General features: G+C 56.6%; 14 protein-coding genes, 1 tRNA gene, 3 rRNA genes and 2 pseudogenes (1 of these 20 cut by a window edge). 4 read left to right on the top strand and 16 right to left on the bottom strand.

The window, feature by feature from the left end:
- Nucleotides 1-42 precede the first annotated feature (42 nt).
- From hscB to trmJ, 7 genes are all read right to left on the bottom strand, one after another.
- Nucleotides 43-564, bottom strand: coding sequence for a co-chaperone HscB (hscB, locus tag JFT86_RS12470; RefSeq protein ID WP_201236915.1), 522 nt, complete (start codon nucleotides 562-564; stop codon nucleotides 43-45).
- A gap of 8 nt (nucleotides 565-572) precedes the next feature.
- Entirely contained in the window at nucleotides 573-896 is a 324-nt protein-coding gene (gene iscA, locus JFT86_RS12465; protein WP_003227904.1) for an iron-sulfur cluster assembly protein IscA, read from the bottom strand.
- Between the two features lie 28 nt (nucleotides 897-924).
- Complete coding sequence (gene iscU, locus JFT86_RS12460; protein WP_003227907.1) at nucleotides 925-1311, bottom strand: Fe-S cluster assembly scaffold IscU; 387 nt, start codon at nucleotides 1309-1311, stop codon at nucleotides 925-927.
- Nucleotides 1312-1412: 101 nt separating this feature from the next.
- Nucleotides 1413-2627: an IscS subfamily cysteine desulfurase gene (locus JFT86_RS12455; protein ID WP_201236914.1), complete on the bottom strand. Its 1215-nt coding sequence runs from the start codon at nucleotides 2625-2627 to the stop codon at nucleotides 1413-1415.
- A 50-nt stretch (nucleotides 2628-2677) separates the two neighbouring features.
- Nucleotides 2678-3169, bottom strand: a complete 492-nt coding sequence (iscR, locus tag JFT86_RS12450) for a Fe-S cluster assembly transcriptional regulator IscR (RefSeq protein ID WP_007956690.1) — start codon at nucleotides 3167-3169, stop codon at nucleotides 2678-2680.
- Between the two features lie 237 nt (nucleotides 3170-3406).
- Nucleotides 3407-4183 carry a serine O-acetyltransferase gene (gene cysE, locus JFT86_RS12445; RefSeq protein WP_201236913.1) on the bottom strand — a complete coding sequence of 259 codons (777 nt, stop codon included), beginning with the start codon at nucleotides 4181-4183 and terminating at the stop codon, nucleotides 3407-3409.
- A gap of 3 nt (nucleotides 4184-4186) precedes the next feature.
- Entirely contained in the window at nucleotides 4187-4957 is a 771-nt protein-coding gene (gene trmJ / locus JFT86_RS12440; RefSeq protein ID WP_025109223.1) for a tRNA (cytosine(32)/uridine(32)-2'-O)-methyltransferase TrmJ, read from the bottom strand.
- Nucleotides 4958-5102: 145 nt separating this feature from the next.
- Between trmJ and suhB the strand changes: the two genes are divergently transcribed.
- On the top strand, nucleotides 5103-5921 hold the full coding sequence (gene suhB / locus JFT86_RS12435) for an inositol-phosphate phosphatase (protein WP_016773320.1): 819 nt from the start codon (nucleotides 5103-5105) through the stop codon (nucleotides 5919-5921).
- Between the two features lie 237 nt (nucleotides 5922-6158).
- Here the strand turns inward: suhB and JFT86_RS12430 are convergent, their stop codons facing one another.
- The 6 genes from JFT86_RS12430 to queA form a co-directional block, all read right to left on the bottom strand.
- On the bottom strand, nucleotides 6159-6707 hold the full coding sequence (locus tag JFT86_RS12430) for a glycine zipper 2TM domain-containing protein (protein ID WP_201236912.1): 549 nt from the start codon (nucleotides 6705-6707) through the stop codon (nucleotides 6159-6161).
- 120 nt (nucleotides 6708-6827) lie between these two features.
- Complete coding sequence (gene secF / locus JFT86_RS12425) at nucleotides 6828-7742, bottom strand: protein translocase subunit SecF (RefSeq protein WP_201236911.1); 915 nt, start codon at nucleotides 7740-7742, stop codon at nucleotides 6828-6830.
- A 9-nt stretch (nucleotides 7743-7751) separates the two neighbouring features.
- A complete protein-coding gene (gene secD, locus JFT86_RS12420; protein ID WP_201236910.1) occupies nucleotides 7752-9620 on the bottom strand; it encodes a protein translocase subunit SecD in 1869 nt (622 codons plus the stop codon).
- 64 nt (nucleotides 9621-9684) lie between these two features.
- Nucleotides 9685-10023 (bottom strand): preprotein translocase subunit YajC, encoded by a 339-nt coding sequence (gene yajC / locus JFT86_RS12415; protein ID WP_003227923.1) that lies wholly within the window; start codon nucleotides 10021-10023, stop codon nucleotides 9685-9687.
- 43 nt (nucleotides 10024-10066) lie between these two features.
- Nucleotides 10067-11182, bottom strand: coding sequence for a tRNA guanosine(34) transglycosylase Tgt (gene tgt / locus JFT86_RS12410; RefSeq protein ID WP_178082149.1), 1116 nt, complete (start codon nucleotides 11180-11182; stop codon nucleotides 10067-10069).
- A 14-nt stretch (nucleotides 11183-11196) separates the two neighbouring features.
- A complete protein-coding gene (queA, locus tag JFT86_RS12405; protein ID WP_201236909.1) occupies nucleotides 11197-12261 on the bottom strand; it encodes a tRNA preQ1(34) S-adenosylmethionine ribosyltransferase-isomerase QueA in 1065 nt (354 codons plus the stop codon).
- A gap of 108 nt (nucleotides 12262-12369) precedes the next feature.
- Here queA and JFT86_RS12400 point away from each other — a divergent pair.
- From JFT86_RS12400 to JFT86_RS29380, 3 genes and pseudogenes are all read left to right on the top strand, one after another.
- Nucleotides 12370-12454: transfer RNA gene (locus JFT86_RS12400), tRNA-Leu, on the top strand.
- A 156-nt stretch (nucleotides 12455-12610) separates the two neighbouring features.
- Nucleotides 12611-12764 (top strand): annotated as a pseudogene (locus tag JFT86_RS29225) (Arm DNA-binding domain-containing protein); the annotation flags it as partial.
- Between the two features lie 292 nt (nucleotides 12765-13056).
- Nucleotides 13057-13271 (top strand): annotated as a pseudogene (locus tag JFT86_RS29380) (hypothetical protein); the annotation flags it as partial.
- A 352-nt stretch (nucleotides 13272-13623) separates the two neighbouring features.
- Here JFT86_RS29380 and rrf read toward each other — a convergent pair.
- The 3 genes from rrf to JFT86_RS12380 all read right to left on the bottom strand — a co-directional run.
- A 5S ribosomal RNA gene (gene rrf, locus JFT86_RS12390) occupies nucleotides 13624-13739 on the bottom strand.
- A gap of 151 nt (nucleotides 13740-13890) precedes the next feature.
- Nucleotides 13891-16784, bottom strand: a 23S ribosomal RNA gene (locus JFT86_RS12385).
- 278 nt (nucleotides 16785-17062) lie between these two features.
- Nucleotides 17063-17105 (bottom strand): 16S ribosomal RNA (locus tag JFT86_RS12380) (it continues 1494 nt past the right edge of the window).
- Together the 16S, 23S and 5S rRNA genes form the textbook arrangement of a ribosomal RNA operon.

Here is a 17105-nt window from a genome sequence, read left to right as displayed (position 1 = left end):
GACTTATCTGTATATCAGGCGTGCGACCGGAGCGGCACTGGGTTAATCGTCGAGGCGCTCTTCTAACTGGCGCACTTCGTAGGTGAGCTTGTCGAGGAACTGCATGCGCCGCATCAGGCGTTCGGCCTGCTCACGTTGCGCTGCATCACCCCAACAGGCCGCGAAGCTTTCATTGAGTTCTTCCTGAGCCACTTTCAAGCGACGCTTGAATACCGCGACACCGTCGAGGTCGGCGCTGTCCTGGAGGTCTTCGAGCTCTTCGCGCCATTGCATCTGCTGCAGAAGAAACTCGGGGTCGTGGACCGTGACTTCCATCGGCACTTCATGCCCGCTGATGGTCAGCAGGTAGCGTGCGCGCTGCGCTGGGCTCTTGAGCGTCTGATAAGCGTCGTTGAGCCGCGCAGACTGCTCGAGTGCCGACCGCTGCTCACGCTCGGAAGCGTCGGCAAAACGATCAGGATGAACGCCGCGCGCCAACTCACGATAGCGCGTGGCCAACTGCTCGAGATCCAGACGGAAGCTCGGTTGCAGCTCGAATAAAGCGAAATGACAAGGAATACCCACGACAAGCCTCAGATGTTGAAGCTTTCGCCGCAGCCACATTCACCGCGAACGTTGGGATTGTTGAACTTGAAGCCTTCGTTCAACCCTTCCTTGACGAAATCGAGCTCGGTGCCGTCCAGGTAGGCCAGGCTTTTCGGGTCGATGATCACTTTTTCGCCGTGACTCTCGAACACCTGATCCTCTGCAACCACCTCGTCGACAAACTCCAGCACGTAGGCAAGGCCGGAACAGCCCGTGGTGCGAACACCCAGACGAATCCCTTCACCTTTGCCGCGCCCGTCGAGGGAGCGCCGCACGTGTCGAGCAGCCGCTTCTGTCATGCTGATAGCCATCGTTGACTCCTTACTCGTCGCCCAATGCTTAGATCAAGCCTTTCTTCTGCTTGTAATCGCGAACAGCCGCCTTGATAGCGTCTTCAGCGAGTACCGAGCAGTGAATTTTCACTGGCGGCAAGGCCAGTTCTTCGGCCAGCTGGGTGTTCTTGATGGTTTCCGCTTCATCCAGAGTCTTGCCCTTCATCCACTCGGTGGCGAGGGAGCTGGAAGCGATGGCGGAACCGCAGCCATAGGTCTTGAACTTGGCGTCTTCAATAACGCCCTGATCGTTGACCTTGATTTGCAGGCGCATTACGTCGCCGCACGCTGGTGCGCCGACCATGCCGGTGCCGACATCAGGATCTTCCGCGTTCATCTTGCCGACGTTGCGCGGGTTTTCGTAGTGGTCGATGACCTTTTCGCTGTAAGCCATGATTCTCAATCCTCACTCATCAGGGCCGCTCTTGAGACCCTGCAACTGCGCTGCGTCAGTCGCCGCGTCGCTACAGGATCTGTATCTGGCGGCTTCTATATTTAGTGTGCCGCCCACTCGATCTTCGAGATATCGACGCCGTCTTTGTACATGTCCCACAGCGGCGACAAAGCGCGCAGCTTGGTAACGGCCTCGCAAACTTTCTGCGCGGCGTAATCGATTTCTTCTTCGGTGGTGAAACGACCGAAGGTGAAGCGGATCGAGCTGTGTGCCAGTTCGTCGTTGCGGCCCAGGGCGCGCAGTACGTACGAAGGCTCCAGCGATGCCGAGGTGCAGGCCGAACCGGACGATACCGCCAGATCCTTGAGTGCCATGATCAGCGACTCGCCTTCAACGTAGTTGAAGCTAAGGTTCAGGTTGTGCGGAACGCGGGCGGTCAGACTGCCGTTGACGTACAGCTCTTCCAGATGCTCGACCTGCTTGTAGAAACGGTCGCTCAAGGCTTTGATGCGGACGTTTTCGGCAGCCATGTCTTCCTTGGCTACACGGAATGCTTCGCCCATGCCGACGATCTGGTGAGTCGCCAGGGTGCCGGAACGCATGCCACGTTCGTGACCGCCGCCGTGCATGGTCGCTTCGATGCGCACACGCGGCTTGCGGCTTACGTACAGCGCGCCGATGCCTTTAGGGCCGTAGGTTTTGTGAGCAGAGAACGACATCATGTCGACTTTCAGCTTCTGCAGGTCAATGTCGACCTTGCCAGTGGACTGAGCGGCGTCAACGTGGAACAGGATGCCTTTGGAACGCAACAACTCGCCGATGGCGGCGATGTCATTGACGGTGCCGATTTCGTTGTTCACGTGCATGACCGACACCAGAATGGTGTCTTCGCGCAGTGCAGCTTCGATCATCGCCGGGGTGATCAGACCGTCGGTCTGAGGCTCGAGGTAGGTCACTTCGAAACCTTCACGCTCCAGTTGGCGCATGGTGTCGAGGACAGCCTTGTGCTCAATCTTGGTGGTGATCAGGTGCTTGCCCTTGGAGGCGTAGAAATGTGCCGCACCCTTGATTGCCAGGTTGTCGGACTCGGTGGCACCGGAAGTCCAGACGATTTCGCGCGGATCGGCATTGACCAGATCGGCCACCTGACGACGGGCGTTTTCGACGGACTCTTCAGCTTTCCAGCCGAACACGTGGGAACGGGACGCCGGGTTACCGAAGTTTCCGTCGACCAGCAGGCATTCACTCATTTTTTGCGCAACGCGCGGATCGACCGGGGTGGTCGCAGAGTAATCAAGGTAAATCGGCAATTTCATGGACTATCTCCTAAATCAGGCTGGCTGGCGTGCCGCTAGCTCTTTGGCTGTCATTCGACGGCGGACGCTTCAATCTTGTCCAGGCGCGGCGCCTTGCCATTGCAACGACGCTGATCCTGACGCTGGGCTACTTCTTGTACCTCACGGCGAGTCACAAGGTCAGCCAAGCTGATACCGCTGAGAAATTCGTGAATCTGCAGGCTCAAGTCGCACCACAGATGATGGGTCAGGCAGGTGTCGCCGGAATGGCAATCGCCCTGGCCCTGGCACTTGGTCGCATCGACCGATTCGTTGACCGCATCGATCACCTGCGCCACCTGGATGCCCTGCATGTCGCGAGACAGCTGGTAACCACCACCGGGGCCGCGAACACTGGAAACCAGGTTACTGCGGCGCAGCTTGGCGAAAAGCTGTTCGAGATAGGACAGGGAGATGCCTTGGCGCTCGGAGATATCGGCCAGGGACACGGGCCCGTGCTGCGCGTGCAACGCCAGGTCAAGCATGGCGGTCACGGCGTATCGGCCTTTTGTAGTCAGTCGCATGGACAGTTACCACGGAGTTCGGAATGGGCGGGAGTATGCAATTCCCGAGCATTTAAGTCAACTATAAGACCTAGTGCTTTAGTCGGGTTTACCCACAAAAGAGCGCGCGCATCATAGCAAAGGCTGGCGGCGTACAGCCAGTGATTGCGAGTTATCGCTCTTCGCGAGCAGGCTCGCTCCCACAGGAGAACGCATTCCAATGTGGGAGCGAGCCTGCTCGCGAAGAAATAGCGCGGTTTAACTGGCCTTGCTTTGATCCTTGCCTTTGACGCAGGCGAAGTCTTCTTCACGCAACTCAGGCAGATCTTTCGCACAGTAATTGCTGCCCAGATCCTTCAACGCGCCGCACATCCCCTCCAGACGCCCGTCCACCGCTTGCAGGTGATCGAGCAACTGGCCGATCGCGCGCGCCACCGGGTCAGGCATATCTTCGCTGACACCATAGGCGTCGAAGCCGATTTTCTCGGCCATGGCCTTGCGCTTGGCATCCTGCTCCTCATCGGACTTGACGATGATTCGCCCCGGAATACCCACGACCGTAGCGCCCGGCGGCACTTCTTTGGTCACCACCGCGTTAGAACCGACCTTGGCACCCGCACCGACAGTGAACGGCCCCAACACCTTGGCGCCAGCACCGACGACGACACCATCACCCAGCGTTGGATGGCGCTTGCCTTTATTCCAGCTGGTACCCCCCAGGGTCACGCCTTGATAGATGGTCACGTCATCGCCAATTTCGGCGGTTTCGCCAATGACGATGCCCATGCCGTGGTCAATAAAGAAGCGTCGACCGACTTTCGCCCCCGGATGAATCTCGATCCCGGTCAACCAGCGACCGAAGTTCGACACCAGTCGCGCCAGCCATTTCAGCTCGTTGCGCCAGAGCATGCCCGCCAATCGATGAATCCAGATCGCATGCATGCCGGGGTAGCAGGTCAGGACTTCAAAAGCGTTACGCGCCGCCGGGTCTCGATGGAATACGCTTTGGATATCTTCACGCAAACGCTCAAACATCATTTAGTCCTTCCGCTTAAGAAGCTCACCACGGGCCGCTTTTTGGGTTTCCGTGAGGATGCCACGCAAAATATTCATTTCCGCCCGGCTGACCGAGCTGCGTCCGTACAACCGGCGCAGGCGCGCCATCAAGTGTCGTGGTTTTTCCGGATCGAGGAATTCGATGGCAACCAGCGTCTGCTCCAGATGCTCATAGAATCGCTCCAGCTCATCCATGGTCGCCAGTTCGGCGCTTTTCACCGAGGCCACTTCTTCTTTCTCGATCTTGGTCGGCTGACCTTGTGCTGCCAGCCAGGCCATGCGCACTTCATAGCTCAACACTTGCACCGCCGCCCCGAGATTCAGCGAACTGAATTCCGGGTCAGAGGGGATGTGCACGTGAAAGTGACATCGCTGCAGCTCGTCATTGGTCAGGCCGGAATCTTCACGGCCGAACACCAGGGCGATTTCCGCGCCCTGCCCGGCCTCCTCGACCACTTTGCTGCCGCATTCACGCGGATCCAGCAGTGGCCAGGGAATACGGCGGTCACGGGCGCTGGTGCCGAGCACCAGATTGCAGCCGACCAAGGCATCTTCCAGAGTGGCGACGACTTGCGCGTTTTCAAGGATGTCACCGGCACCGGAAGCACGAGCATCGGCTTCGTGATGCGGAAATAACCGCGGTTCGACCAGCACCAGCCGCGACAGACCCATGTTTTTCATGGCGCGCGCGGCCCCGCCGATGTTGCCGGGGTGGCTGGTATTGACCAGGACGACACGAATATTCTGCAGCAAGGGAGGCGCTCTCGGACACAGGAAAGGGGTGCAAATCTTACAGAACAGCCTACCGTTAAGCTATGAAAGCGAACAGCGTCCTTCACCTGAAGAAAAGTTCTGATAGAATGCGCGGCTTTCTTTAACAACCTTAGGTGACACATCCATGCAGCCCATGCTGAATATCGCGCTGCGCGCCGCCCGCAGCGCCAGTGAACTGATCTTCCGCTCCATCGAGCGCCTGGATACCATCAAGGTCGACGAAAAAGACGCCAAGGATTACGTATCCGAGGTTGATCGCGCCGCAGAACAGAAAATCATCGATGCCCTGCGCAAGGCTTACCCGAATCACTCGATCCAGGGTGAAGAGACTGGCCTGCACGCCGGCACCGGCATCGAAGGCGAAGAGTACCTGTGGATCATCGATCCACTGGACGGCACCACCAACTTCCTGCGCGGCATTCCTCACTTCGCTGTCAGCATTGCCTGCAAATACCGCGGTCGTCTGGAGCACGCAGTTGTTCTGGATCCGGTTCGCCAGGAAGAGTTCACTGCCAGCCGTGGTCGTGGCGCCCAACTGAACGGTCGTCGTCTGCGCGTCAGCGGTCGTACCAGCCTCGACGGCGCACTGCTGGGTACTGGCTTCCCGTTCCGTGACGACCAGATGGACAACCTCGACAACTACCTGGGCATGTTCCGCGCCCTGGTTGGCCAGACTGCCGGCATCCGCCGCGCCGGCTCGGCAAGCCTGGACCTGGCCTATGTCGCTGCCGGTCGTTTTGACGCGTTCTGGGAGTCGGGCCTGTCCGAGTGGGACATGGCTGCGGGCGCCCTGTTGATTCAAGAAGCTGGCGGCCTGGTGAGCGACTTCACTGGTGGTCACGATTTCCTTGAAAAAGGCCATATCGTTGCCGGCAACACCAAATGCTTCAAGGCAGTCCTGACGGCGATCCAGCCGCACCTGCCGGCTTCGCTGAAGCGCTAAGCTTCTGGCGAAACGAAAAAAGCACCCTGCGGGGTGCTTTTTTTATGCCTGAAAGAGCACTGCCGAACCAGTGTAGGAGTGAGCCTGCTCGCGATAGCGGTGTATCAGTCAACAATGATGCTGACCAATACATCGCTATCGCGAGCAGGCTCACTCCTACAGGGGATTTGTGGTGGGCTTGAATCTCAGGCACAAAAAAGCACCCCTTAGGGTGCTTTCTTTTAAACACTCACCAGATTACTGACCCGGCTCATTCTGCGACAGGATCAACTTACCTTCCTTGTCGACCGGAATCTGGTTGCCCGGATCACGATCCATGCGCACTTTGCCTTCCTTGCCGTCCAGCGAATAACGCACATCGTAACCTACAACCTTGTCACTGATGTCATTCACTGTGTTACAGCGAGTCTGAGTCGTGGTGTAGGTATCGCGGTTCTGCATGCCTTCCTGAACCTTGTTACCGGCATAACCGCCACCAACCGCACCAGCCACCGTGGCAATTTTCTTGCCGGTGCCGCCGCCGATCTGGTTACCCAACAAACCACCTGCTACCGCACCAATGGCAGTACCGAGGATCTGGTGTTGATCCTGGACCGGTTTCTGCCGGGTTACCGCCACGTCCTTGCACACTTCACGTGGAGTCTTGATCTGTGTCTTGACCGGTTCGACGGCCAACACTTGCGCATACTCAGGGCCGCTTTTAACCAGGCTGTAGGTGGCAACAGCACCCCCGGCAGTCACACCGACAGCACCCAATACCGCACCAACCAGCAACGACTTGTTCACATGAACCTCCTGACCATCACATGCGGGACGCGCCCGCGCTTCTCCCAGCCTTGGAGCATAAAAAAAGGCGCGAGTTCAACTCGCGCCTTTTTCGACTGACAACCGGGAAAACGATGGCCGTTATGGGCGGTCGTCGATTTCCTTTTCGGTGTTGGCCGGTGGAATCAGGTCTTCAGTGCTCAGGTTCAGCCAGATCAACACCACGTTCGCGATGTAGATCGACGAGTAAGTACCCGCCAGAACACCGATGAACAGGGCGATGGAGAAGCCGAACAGGTTGTCGCCACCGAAGAACAGCAGCGCCGCGATCGCCAGCAAGGTGGAGATCGAAGTCGCCATGGTCCGCAGCAGGGTCTGGGTGGTCGAGATGTTGATGTTCTCGATCAGCGTAGCCTTGCGCAGCACACGGAAGTTCTCACGCACCCGGTCGAAAACGACGATGGTGTCGTTCAGCGAGTAACCAATGATCGCCAGTACCGCCGCCAACACCGTCAGGTCGAAGGTGATCTGGAAGAACGACAGAATACCGATGGTCACAATCACGTCGTGGATCAGCGAAACGATGGCGCCGACCGCGAATTTCCACTGAAAGCGGAAAGCCAGGTAGATCAGGATGCCGCCGAGCGCCAGCAGCATGCCGAGGCCGCCCTGGTCGCGAAGCTCCTCACCGACCTGTGGGCCGACGAACTCGACTCGCTTGACCGTCGCCGGGTTGTCGCCACCGACCTTCAGCAGCGCTTCCGCCACTTGATGACCCAACTGCGGGTCTTCACCCGGCATCCGCACCAGCAGATCGGTAGTCGCACCGAAGCTCTGCACGATCGCTTCGTGATAACCCGAACTCACCAACTGCTCGCGCACCTTGGTGACGTCGGCCGGACGCTCGTAGGTCAGCTCGATGAGCGTACCGCCGGTGAAGTCCAGACCCCAGTTCATGCCCTTGTGGAAGACGCTGAAAATAGCCAGCACCGTAAGAAACACTGTGACGCCGAACGCGAAGTTGCGAACGCCCATGAAGTTGATTGTACGTAACATGGCAGCCCCTTAAATCCACAACTTCTTGAAGTCACGTCCGCCGAAGATCAGGTTGACCATTGCGCGGGTCACCATGATGGCCGTGAACATCGAGGTAAAGATCCCGAGGGACATGGTCACTGCGAAACCTTTGACCGGGCCGGTGCCCATGGCAAAGAGAATGCCGCCGACCAACAATGTTGTCAGGTTGGCGTCGAGAATCGCGGTGAATGCCCGGCCGAAGCCTTCGTTGATTGCACGCTGCACGGTCATGCCTGCGGCGATCTCTTCACGGATCCGCGAGAAGATCAGCACGTTGGCGTCGACCGCCATACCCATGGTCAGAACAATACCGGCGATACCCGGCAGGGTCAGCGTTGCACCCAGCAGCGACATCAGGGCCAACAGCAGCACCATGTTCACAGCCAGTGCAACGGTGGCAATGATGCCGAAGAAGCGGTAGATGGCGATGATGAACAGCGACACGAACAGCATGCCCCACAGCGACGCATCGATACCTTTGGTGATGTTGTCAGCACCCAGGCTCGGGCCGATTGTGCGCTCTTCAGCGAAGTACATCGGTGCCGCCAGACCACCGGCACGCAACAGCAGCGCCAGCTCGGACGATTCGCCCTGACCGTTCAGACCAGTGATACGGAACTGAGCACCCAGCGGCGACTGAATGGTCGCAAGGCTGATGATCTTCTTCTCTTCCTTGAACGTCTGCACAGCGACGTCTTTCTCGACGCCATCAACCACTTGCTTGGTGTAAGTGGTGACCGGACGCTGCTCGATGAAGATCACCGCCATGCTGCGACCGACATTGGAGCGGGTTGCGCGACTCATCAGCTCGCCACCGTGGCCATCCAGACGGATGTTCACTTCAGGCGTGCCGTGCTCGCCGAAACCGGCCTTGGCATCAGTCACCTGGTCACCGGTGATGATCAGGCCACGCTCGATCTGCGCAGGAGGACGCTTGCCTTCACGGAACTCGAAGGTTTCGGAAGTGGCTTTCGAAGCGCCCGGCTCTGCTGCCAGACGGAACTCAAGGTTGGCCGTCTTGCCGAGAATACGCTTGGCTTCGGCAGTGTCCTGCACGCCCGGCAGCTCAACCACGATGCGGTTGGCACCCTGACGCTGGACGATCGGTTCGGCAACACCCAGTTCGTTGACGCGGTTACGTACCGTGGTCAAGTTCTGCTTGATGGAGTATTCACGGATTTCCGCCAGCTTTGCCGGGGTCATCGCCAGACGCAGCACCGGTTGACCGTTGAGGTCGGCCGGAACAATGTCGAAATCGTTGAAGTTCTTGCGAATCAGCGCACGGGCCTGTTCACGGCTGTCTTCATCAGCGAAGCCCAGCTGGATGGCACCGCCCAGTTGCGGCAGGCTGCGATAGCGCAGCTTCTCTTTGCGCAGCAGGCTCTTGACGTCGCCTTCGTAGACTTTCAGGCGTGCATCGAGGGCTTTATCCATGTCCACTTCGAGCAGGAAGTGCACACCACCGGACAAGTCCAGACCCAGCTTCATCGGGTGCGCGCCCAGATTGCGCAGCCATTGCGGGGTGGTCTGTGCCAGGTTCAGCGCGACGACGTAGTCATCACCCAATGCCTTGCGCACAACGTCTTTGGCCGGCAGCTGATCTTCAGCCTTGGACAGACGGATCAGACCGCCCTTGCCGTTTGCCGCCAGTGTGGCTGCCTTGACGTTAATCCCGGACTCGTGAAGCGCGGTACTTACGCGATCCAGATCGGCCTGATTGACCTGCAGAGCCGTGCTGGCGCCGCTGATCTGAATGGCCGGGTCATCGGGGTAAAGATTGGGAGCGGAATAAATCAGACCGACCGCCAGCACCGCCAGGATCAGAATGTATTTCCACAGAGGGTATTTGTTCAGCATCACGCCGCCCGTTATGACGCGGGGCGCCTTGCGCGCCCCGTCGATTGAGTAGAAGTTGTTACCTTTAGATCGCTTTCAGCGTGCCTTTTGGCAGCGTGGCGGCGATGGCGCCTTTCTGGAACTTCATTTCCACGGTGTCGGAAACTTCCAGAACCACGAAGTCATCGGCCACTTTGGTGATCTTGCCGGCGATGCCGCCGGTGGTAACCACTTCGTCGCCCTTCGCAAGGCTGCTCAGCAGGTTCTTCTGCTCTTTGGCGCGCTTGGCCTGTGGACGCCAGATCATCAGGTAGAAGATGACCAGGAAGCCGACCAGGAAAATCCACTCGAAACCGCCGCCCATTGGGCCGGCAGCAGCCGGTGCAGCCGCGTCAGCCATGGCGTTAGAGATAAAAAAGCTCATTTAGCACTCCAGTTGCAAATGTTGAATCTTGGGGTCAGAAAACTCAGTCCAAAGGCGGAACGGGGAGCCCGCGTTTGGCGTAGAAGGCATCGACAAAGGCGGCCAATGTACCCTGTTGAATAGCCTCGCGCAAACCAGCCATGAGCACCTGATAATGGCGCAAGTTATGGATGGTATTGAGCATGCTTCCCAGCATTTCGCCGCACTTGTCCAGGTGATGCAGATAAGCGCGGGAGAAGTTCTGGCAGGTATAGCAATCGCAGGTCGGATCGAGCGGCGAATCATCATGGCGATGGAACGCGTTACGGATCTTCAGCACGCCTGTATCAATGAACAGATGCCCGTTGCGGGCATTACGGGTTGGCATCACGCAATCGAACATGTCCACACCGCGGCGCACACCCTCAACCAGATCTTCCGGTTTGCCAACGCCCATAAGGTAACGAGGTTTGTCAGCCGGCATCATGCCCGGCAGATAATCCAGCACCTTGATCATCTCGTGCTTGGGTTCGCCCACCGACAGACCGCCGATGGCCAGGCCGTCAAAGCCGATTTTGTCGAGGCCTTCCAGCGACCGCATGCGCAGATCCTGGTGCATGCCACCCTGAACGATACCGAACAGCGCCGCAGTGTTGTCACCGTGGGCATTTTTCGAACGCTGAGCCCAGCGCAGCGACAGCTCCATCGATACGCGAGCGACGTCTTCGTCAGCCGGGTACGGCGTGCATTCGTCGAAGATCATTACGATGTCGGAGCCCAGATCGCGCTGAACCTGCATCGATTCTTCCGGGCCCATGAACACTTTCGAGCCATCGACCGGAGAGGCGAAGGTCACGCCCTCCTCCTTGATCTTGCGCATCGCGCCGAGACTGAACACCTGGAAACCGCCGGAGTCGGTCAGGATCGGGCCTTTCCACTGCATGAAATCATGCAGGTCGCCGTGCGCCTTGATCACTTCGGTGCCTGGGCGCAGCCACAGGTGGAAGGTGTTGCCCAAAATGATCTCTGCGCCGGTGGCGACGATGTCACGCGGCAACATGCCCTTGACGGTGCCGTAAGTACCGACCGGCATGAAGGCCGGGGTCTCGACGGTGCCACGCGGGAAAGTCAGACGACCACGACGGGCCTTGCCATCGGTGGCCAGGAGCTCAAAGGACATGCGACATTCGCGACTCATTCTGTTTCCTCTGGGCCTGTTTGTTTAGGGGCAGTAGGTGCTGGATTACGGGTGATGAACATCGCATCACCGTAGCTGAAAAAGCGGTATCCATTTTCGACAGCGGCTTTGTAAGCGGCCATGGTTTCGGGATAACCGGCAAACGCCGAAACCAGCATCAACAGCGTGGATTCCGGCAAATGGAAATTGGTCACCAGGGCGTCGACCACATGGAACGGTCGGCCCGGGTAGATAAAGATGTCGGTGTCGCCACTGAACGGCTTGAGCACGCCATCACGCGCCGCACTTTCCAGCGAACGCACGCTGGTGGTGCCGACAGCAATCACTCGACCACCACGCGCACGACAAGCGGCGACGGCATCAACCACATCCTGGCCGACTTCCAGCCATTCGGAGTGCATATGGTGATCTTCAAGCTTCTCAACGCGCACTGGCTGGAATGTACCCGCGCCCACGTGCAACGTAACGAACGCAGTCTCGACGCCTTTGGCGGCAATCGCCTCCATCAGCGACTGATCGAAATGCAGTCCCGCCGTCGGTGCCGCCACCGCGCCGAGGCGCTCGGCATAAACGGTCTGATAACGCTCGCGATCCGAGCCTTCATCCGGGCGATCTATGTAAGGAGGCAGCGGCATGTGCCCGACGCGATCAAGCAGCGGCAGGACTTCTTCATCGAACCCCAGTTCGAACAACGCATCGTGACGAGCGAGCATCTCTGCTTCGCCACCGCCGTCGATGAGAATCTTCGAACCCGGCTTCGGCGACTTGCTGGAGCGCACATGCGCCAGCACGCGATGCGAATCGAGGACCCGCTCGATGAGAATTTCCAGCTTGCCGCCGGACGCTTTCTGCCCGAACAGCCGCGCCGGAATCACCCGGGTATTGTTGAACACCATCAAATCGCCCGGGCGTAAATGCTCAAGCAAATCAGTGAATTGACGGTGTGCGAGGGCGCCGCTGACCCCATCCAGGGTCAACAGGCGACTACCGCGACGCTCGGCCAAAGGGTGGCGGGCGATCAGCGAATCAGGGAGCTCGAAAGTAAAGTCAGCAACGCGCATGATGGGGTTCGTCTAGCAGGGCCGGGAAGTCTAGCGGAAATATCGAAAATTGACCATGAAACGTGATTGACCAACGGTAATGACCTCTCTATACTTCGCCGCCATTGAGCCCTGATGGCGGAATTGGTAGACGCGGCGGATTCAAAATCCGTTTTCGAAAGGAGTGGGAGTTCGAGTCTCCCTCGGGGCACCATATAGCAGTATCTGAAAGTCTCTACCAGACTCTCAGACCCAGAGAAACCGGCCACTTGGCCGGTTTTTTTGTGCCTGTCTGTTTATGCCTTTCTCTCCCTATGCGCTGTATCCCTGCTTGCATCCTGAGAAAAATACCGAACTTTGGGATACAAGGATGAAGCGCACAGATATCAAGCACCACTCTCGCTGACACGACACTTACGGGGTTGGAGCCGTAGTCAAAGGAATGCCGCAATCTCGACGGAAACGGCCTCTTCTTCAGGGTCAAACCGGATGGTGGTAAATCCTGGCAGCTCCGCTACAAACGCCTCTGGAAGCCGACCTCGCGATATAGCCACCCAAGCACTTAAAACAGCAACGCGCGCGGCGCTCGTATCGCCTGGGCTCTTTCCGAGGTTCAAGCGTGGGTGCGCAGCCGTATCGAGGCACGAGATCAGGTGGCTGCATGAGCACAAGACTGAAAACAACGCTTTGATGCACCCTTTCTCCGTGTTGCGTCGAATCGGCTCTACACGCCAACTCCAGCCTCGCTACACGCCTCTCCCGTCACAACGCTCACATGGCCAAAGCCCGCGCACTCGAAACCGCAGGCAGTGCCCAATGAACAACGCCCTGAGGTTCTCGCTGCCTGATGACCTGCTTTGCGTGAATCCAAAAGCAGAAGCCGGTGTACCCTTCGACGCCATCACCTGCGTCATCGACCGTGCCGACTCAGTGTTGACTTGATTGAAGATCACTTCGAAAACGAATCCTCGCGCCTTGCCAATCACGTCATTGCCACTGTCCTTTGGGATGTGCGCGGCACTCTCGGTCTGAAGCACGTGAAGCAATGGATCGTTATCCAGCGCCCAATGCAGACTCAGAGCAATTACATCATTGATCAGTCAGGTCGAAAAAAGAATGGCTCACCACGTGACTGCCTGGATGCTGCGCTGGTGCTTTTAGAGGAAAACGGGGCTACCCCTAATGTCGCACTGCTGAGGATGCGGGATAAGCGCCAGGCGGCTTACAAAGCGGTGGGCTACCGTGTGGCTGAGCTGATTCCATGGTCACCATGGATCTACTCTAACGTGGTTGACGGTCAACCTCCGTACAAAGTCTCAGGATGCTTTTTTCGAGGACAAACAAAACCCCAACTGCTTTCGCAATTGGGGTTTCGGAATTTAATCTTGACGATGACCTACTCTCACATGGGGAAACCCCACACTACCATCGGCGATGCATCGTTTCACTGCTGAGTTCGGGATGGGATCAGGTGGTTCCAACGCTCTATGGTCGTCAAGAAATTCGGGTACTGAGTCGTGACCAGATGGCCTCGCTTCAGCAAATTGGGTATGTGACAGCTTTCGGTGTTTGTGAACATCAAACTTTCGGTTCGTTTCGTCTTCACACACCGCAATCTGGTCTCTTCGACGCAAATTGCTTGGGTGTTATATGGTCAAGCCTCACGGGCAATTAGTATTGGTTAGCTCAACGCCTCACAGCGCTTACACACCCAACCTATCAACGTCGTAGTCTTCGACGGCCCTTCAGGGAACTCAAGGTTCCAGTGAGATCTCATCTTGAGGCAAGTTTCCCGCTTAGATGCTTTCAGCGGTTATCTTTCCCGAACATAGCTACCCGGCAATGCCACTGGCGTGACAACCGGAACACCAGAGGTTCGTCCACTCCGGTCCTCTCGTACTAGGAGCAGCCCCTCTCAAATCTCAAACGTCCACGGCAGATAGGGACCGAACTGTCTCACGACGTTCTAAACCCAGCTCGCGTACCACTTTAAATGGCGAACAGCCATACCCTTGGGACCGGCTTCAGCCCCAGGATGTGATGAGCCGACATCGAGGTGCCAAACACCGCCGTCGATATGAACTCTTGGGCGGTATCAGCCTGTTATCCCCGGAGTACCTTTTATCCGTTGAGCGATGGCCCTTCCATACAGAACCACCGGATCACTAAGACCTACTTTCGTACCTGCTCGACGTGTCTGTCTCGCAGTCAAGCGCGCTTTTGCCTTTATACTCTACGACCGATTTCCGACCGGTCTGAGCGCACCTTCGTACTCCTCCGTTACTCTTTAGGAGGAGACCGCCCCAGTCAAACTACCCACCATACACTGTCCTCGATCCGGATAACGGACCTGAGTTAGAACCTCAAAGTTGCCAGGGTGGTATTTCAAGGATGGCTCCACGCGAACTGGCGTCCACGCTTCAAAGCCTCCCACCTATCCTACACAAGCAAATTCAAAGTCCAGTGCAAAGCTATAGTAAAGGTTCACGGGGTCTTTCCGTCTAGCCGCGGATACACTGCATCTTCACAGCGATTTCAATTTCACTGAGTCTCGGGTGGAGACAGCGCCGCCATCGTTACGCCATTCGTGCAGGTCGGAACTTACCCGACAAGGAATTTCGCTACCTTAGGACCGTTATAGTTACGGCCGCCGTTTACCGGGGCTTCGATCAAGAGCTTCGCGTTAGCTAACCCCATCAATTAACCTTCCGGCACCGGGCAGGCGTCACACCCTATACGTCCACTTTCGTGTTTGCAGAGTGCTGTGTTTTTAATAAACAGTCGCAGCGGCCTGGTATCTTCGACCGGCATGAGCTTACGGAGCAAGTCCTTCACCCTCACCGGCGCACCTTCTCCCGAAGTTACGGTGCCATTTTGCCTAGTTCCTTCACCCGAGTTCTCTCAAGCGCCTTGGTATTCTCTACCCAACCACCTGTGTCGGTTTGGGGTACGGTTCCTGGTTACCTGAAGCTTAGAAGCTTTTCTTGGAAGCATGGCATCAACCACTTCGTCATCTAAAAGATAACTCGTCATCAGCTCTCGGCCTTAGAATCCCGGATTTACCTAAGATTCCAGCCTACCACCTTAAACTTGGACAACCAACGCCAAGCTGGCCTAGCCTTCTCCGTCCCTCCATCGCAATAACCAGAAGTACAGGAATATTAACCTGTTTTCCATCGACTACGCTTTTCAGCCTCGCCTTAGGGACCGACTAACCCTGCGTCGATTAACGTTGCGCAGGAAACCTTGGTCTTTCGGCGTGGGTGTTTTTCACACCCATTGTCGTTACTCATGTCAGCATTCGCACTTCTGATACCTCCAGCAAGCTTCTCAACTCACCTTCACAGGCTTACAGAACGCTCCTCTACCGCATCATCCGAAGATGATACCCGTAGCTTCGGTGTATGGTTTGAGCCCCGTTACATCTTCCGCGCAGGCCGACTCGACTAGTGAGCTATTACGCTTTCTTTAAAGGGTGGCTGCTTCTAAGCCAACCTCCTAGCTGTCTAAGCCTTCCCACATCGTTTCCCACTTAACCATAACTTTGGGACCTTAGCTGACGGTCTGGGTTGTTTCCCTTTTCACGACGGACGTTAGCACCCGCCGTGTGTCTCCCATGCTCGGCACTTGTAGGTATTCGGAGTTTGCATCGGTTTGGTAAGTCGGGATGACCCCCTAGCCGAAACAGTGCTCTACCCCCTACAGTGATACATGAGGCGCTACCTAAATAGCTTTCGAGGAGAACCAGCTATCTCCGAGCTTGATTAGCCTTTCACTCCGATCCACAGGTCATCCGCTAACTTTTCAACGGTAGTCGGTTCGGTCCTCCAGTTAGTGTTACCCAACCTTCAACCTGCCCATGGATAGATCGCCCGGTTTCGGGTCTATTCCCAGCGACTAGACGCCCTATTAAGACTCGCTTTCGCTACGCCTCCCCTATTCGGTTAAGCTCGCCACTGAAAATAAGTCGCTGACCCATTATACAAAAGGTACGCAGTCACAGAACAAAGTCTGCTCCCACTGCTTGTACGCATACGGTTTCAGGATCTATTTCACTCCCCTCTCCGGGGTTCTTTTCGCCTTTCCCTCACGGTACTAGTTCACTATCGGTCAGTCAGTAGTATTTAGCCTTGGAGGATGGTCCCCCCATATTCAGACAAAGTTTCTCGTGCTCCGTCCTACTCGATTTCATTGATAAGAGATTTTCGCGTACAGGGCTATCACCCACTATGGCCGCACTTTCCAGAGCGTTCCGCTAATCTCAAATCAACTTAAGGGCTAGTCCCCGTTCGCTCGCCACTACTAAGGGAATCTCGGTTGATTTCTTTTCCTCAGGGTACTTAGATGTTTCAGTTCCCCTGGTTCGCCTCTTGCACCTATGTATTCAGTACAAGATAACCATCTTATGATGGCTGGGTTCCCCCATTCAGACATCTCCGGATCAAAGTCTGTTTGCCGACTCCCCGAAGCTTTTCGCAGGCTACCACGTCTTTCATCGCCTCTGACTGCCAAGGCATCCACCGTATGCGCTTCTTCACTTGACCATATAACCCCAAGCAATCTGGTTATACTGTGAAGACGACATTCGCCGAAAATTCGAATTTCTCAACTAAGAGAACTCACAAATTTTACCTTAGCCTGATCCGTTACCAGTGAAAGTAACGTTCAGTCTATCTTTCTATCACATACCCAAATTTTTAAAGAACGGCTCTGAAAAAGATCAGAGCTAATTATTCGATTCGAATAGTTAGCTCTGCACTTTTACAAACGCATGAATCAAGCAATTCGTGTGGGAGCTCATGAAGCAGCTGATGTCGTCGATTAAGGAGGTGATCCAGCCGCAGGTTCCCCTACGGCTACCTTGT

Origin of the sequence: Pseudomonas sp. TH06 (genome assembly GCF_016651305.1) — a bacterium.
Lineage (GTDB): Bacteria > Pseudomonadota > Gammaproteobacteria > Pseudomonadales > Pseudomonadaceae > Aquipseudomonas.
Note: the sequence above shows the minus strand (reverse complement) of the source record. Positions and strands in the feature narration are given on the sequence as shown.

Excerpts from the sequence above, each read along its gene's own strand:
- iscA (WP_003227904.1), bottom strand. The coding sequence starts at position 896 with ATGGCTATCAGCATGACAGAAGCGGCTGCTCGACACGTGCGGCGCTCC.
- iscU (WP_003227907.1), bottom strand. The coding sequence starts at position 1,311 with ATGGCTTACAGCGAAAAGGTCATCGACCACTACGAAAACCCGCGCAAC.
- JFT86_RS12455 (WP_201236914.1), bottom strand. The coding sequence starts at position 2,627 with ATGAAATTGCCGATTTACCTTGATTACTCTGCGACCACCCCGGTCGAT.
- iscR (WP_007956690.1), bottom strand. The coding sequence starts at position 3,169 with ATGCGACTGACTACAAAAGGCCGATACGCCGTGACCGCCATGCTTGAC.
- cysE (WP_201236913.1), bottom strand. The coding sequence starts at position 4,183 with ATGTTTGAGCGTTTGCGTGAAGATATCCAAAGCGTATTCCATCGAGAC.
- suhB (WP_016773320.1), top strand. The coding sequence starts at position 5,103 with ATGCAGCCCATGCTGAATATCGCGCTGCGCGCCGCCCGCAGCGCCAGT.
- secF (WP_201236911.1), bottom strand. The coding sequence starts at position 7,742 with ATGTTACGTACAATCAACTTCATGGGCGTTCGCAACTTCGCGTTCGGC.
- secD (WP_201236910.1), bottom strand. The coding sequence starts at position 9,620 with ATGCTGAACAAATACCCTCTGTGGAAATACATTCTGATCCTGGCGGTG.
- yajC (WP_003227923.1), bottom strand. The coding sequence starts at position 10,023 with ATGAGCTTTTTTATCTCTAACGCCATGGCTGACGCGGCTGCACCGGCT.
- tgt (WP_178082149.1), bottom strand. The coding sequence starts at position 11,182 with ATGTCCTTTGAGCTCCTGGCCACCGATGGCAAGGCCCGTCGTGGTCGT.
- queA (WP_201236909.1), bottom strand. The coding sequence starts at position 12,261 with ATGCGCGTTGCTGACTTTACTTTCGAGCTCCCTGATTCGCTGATCGCC.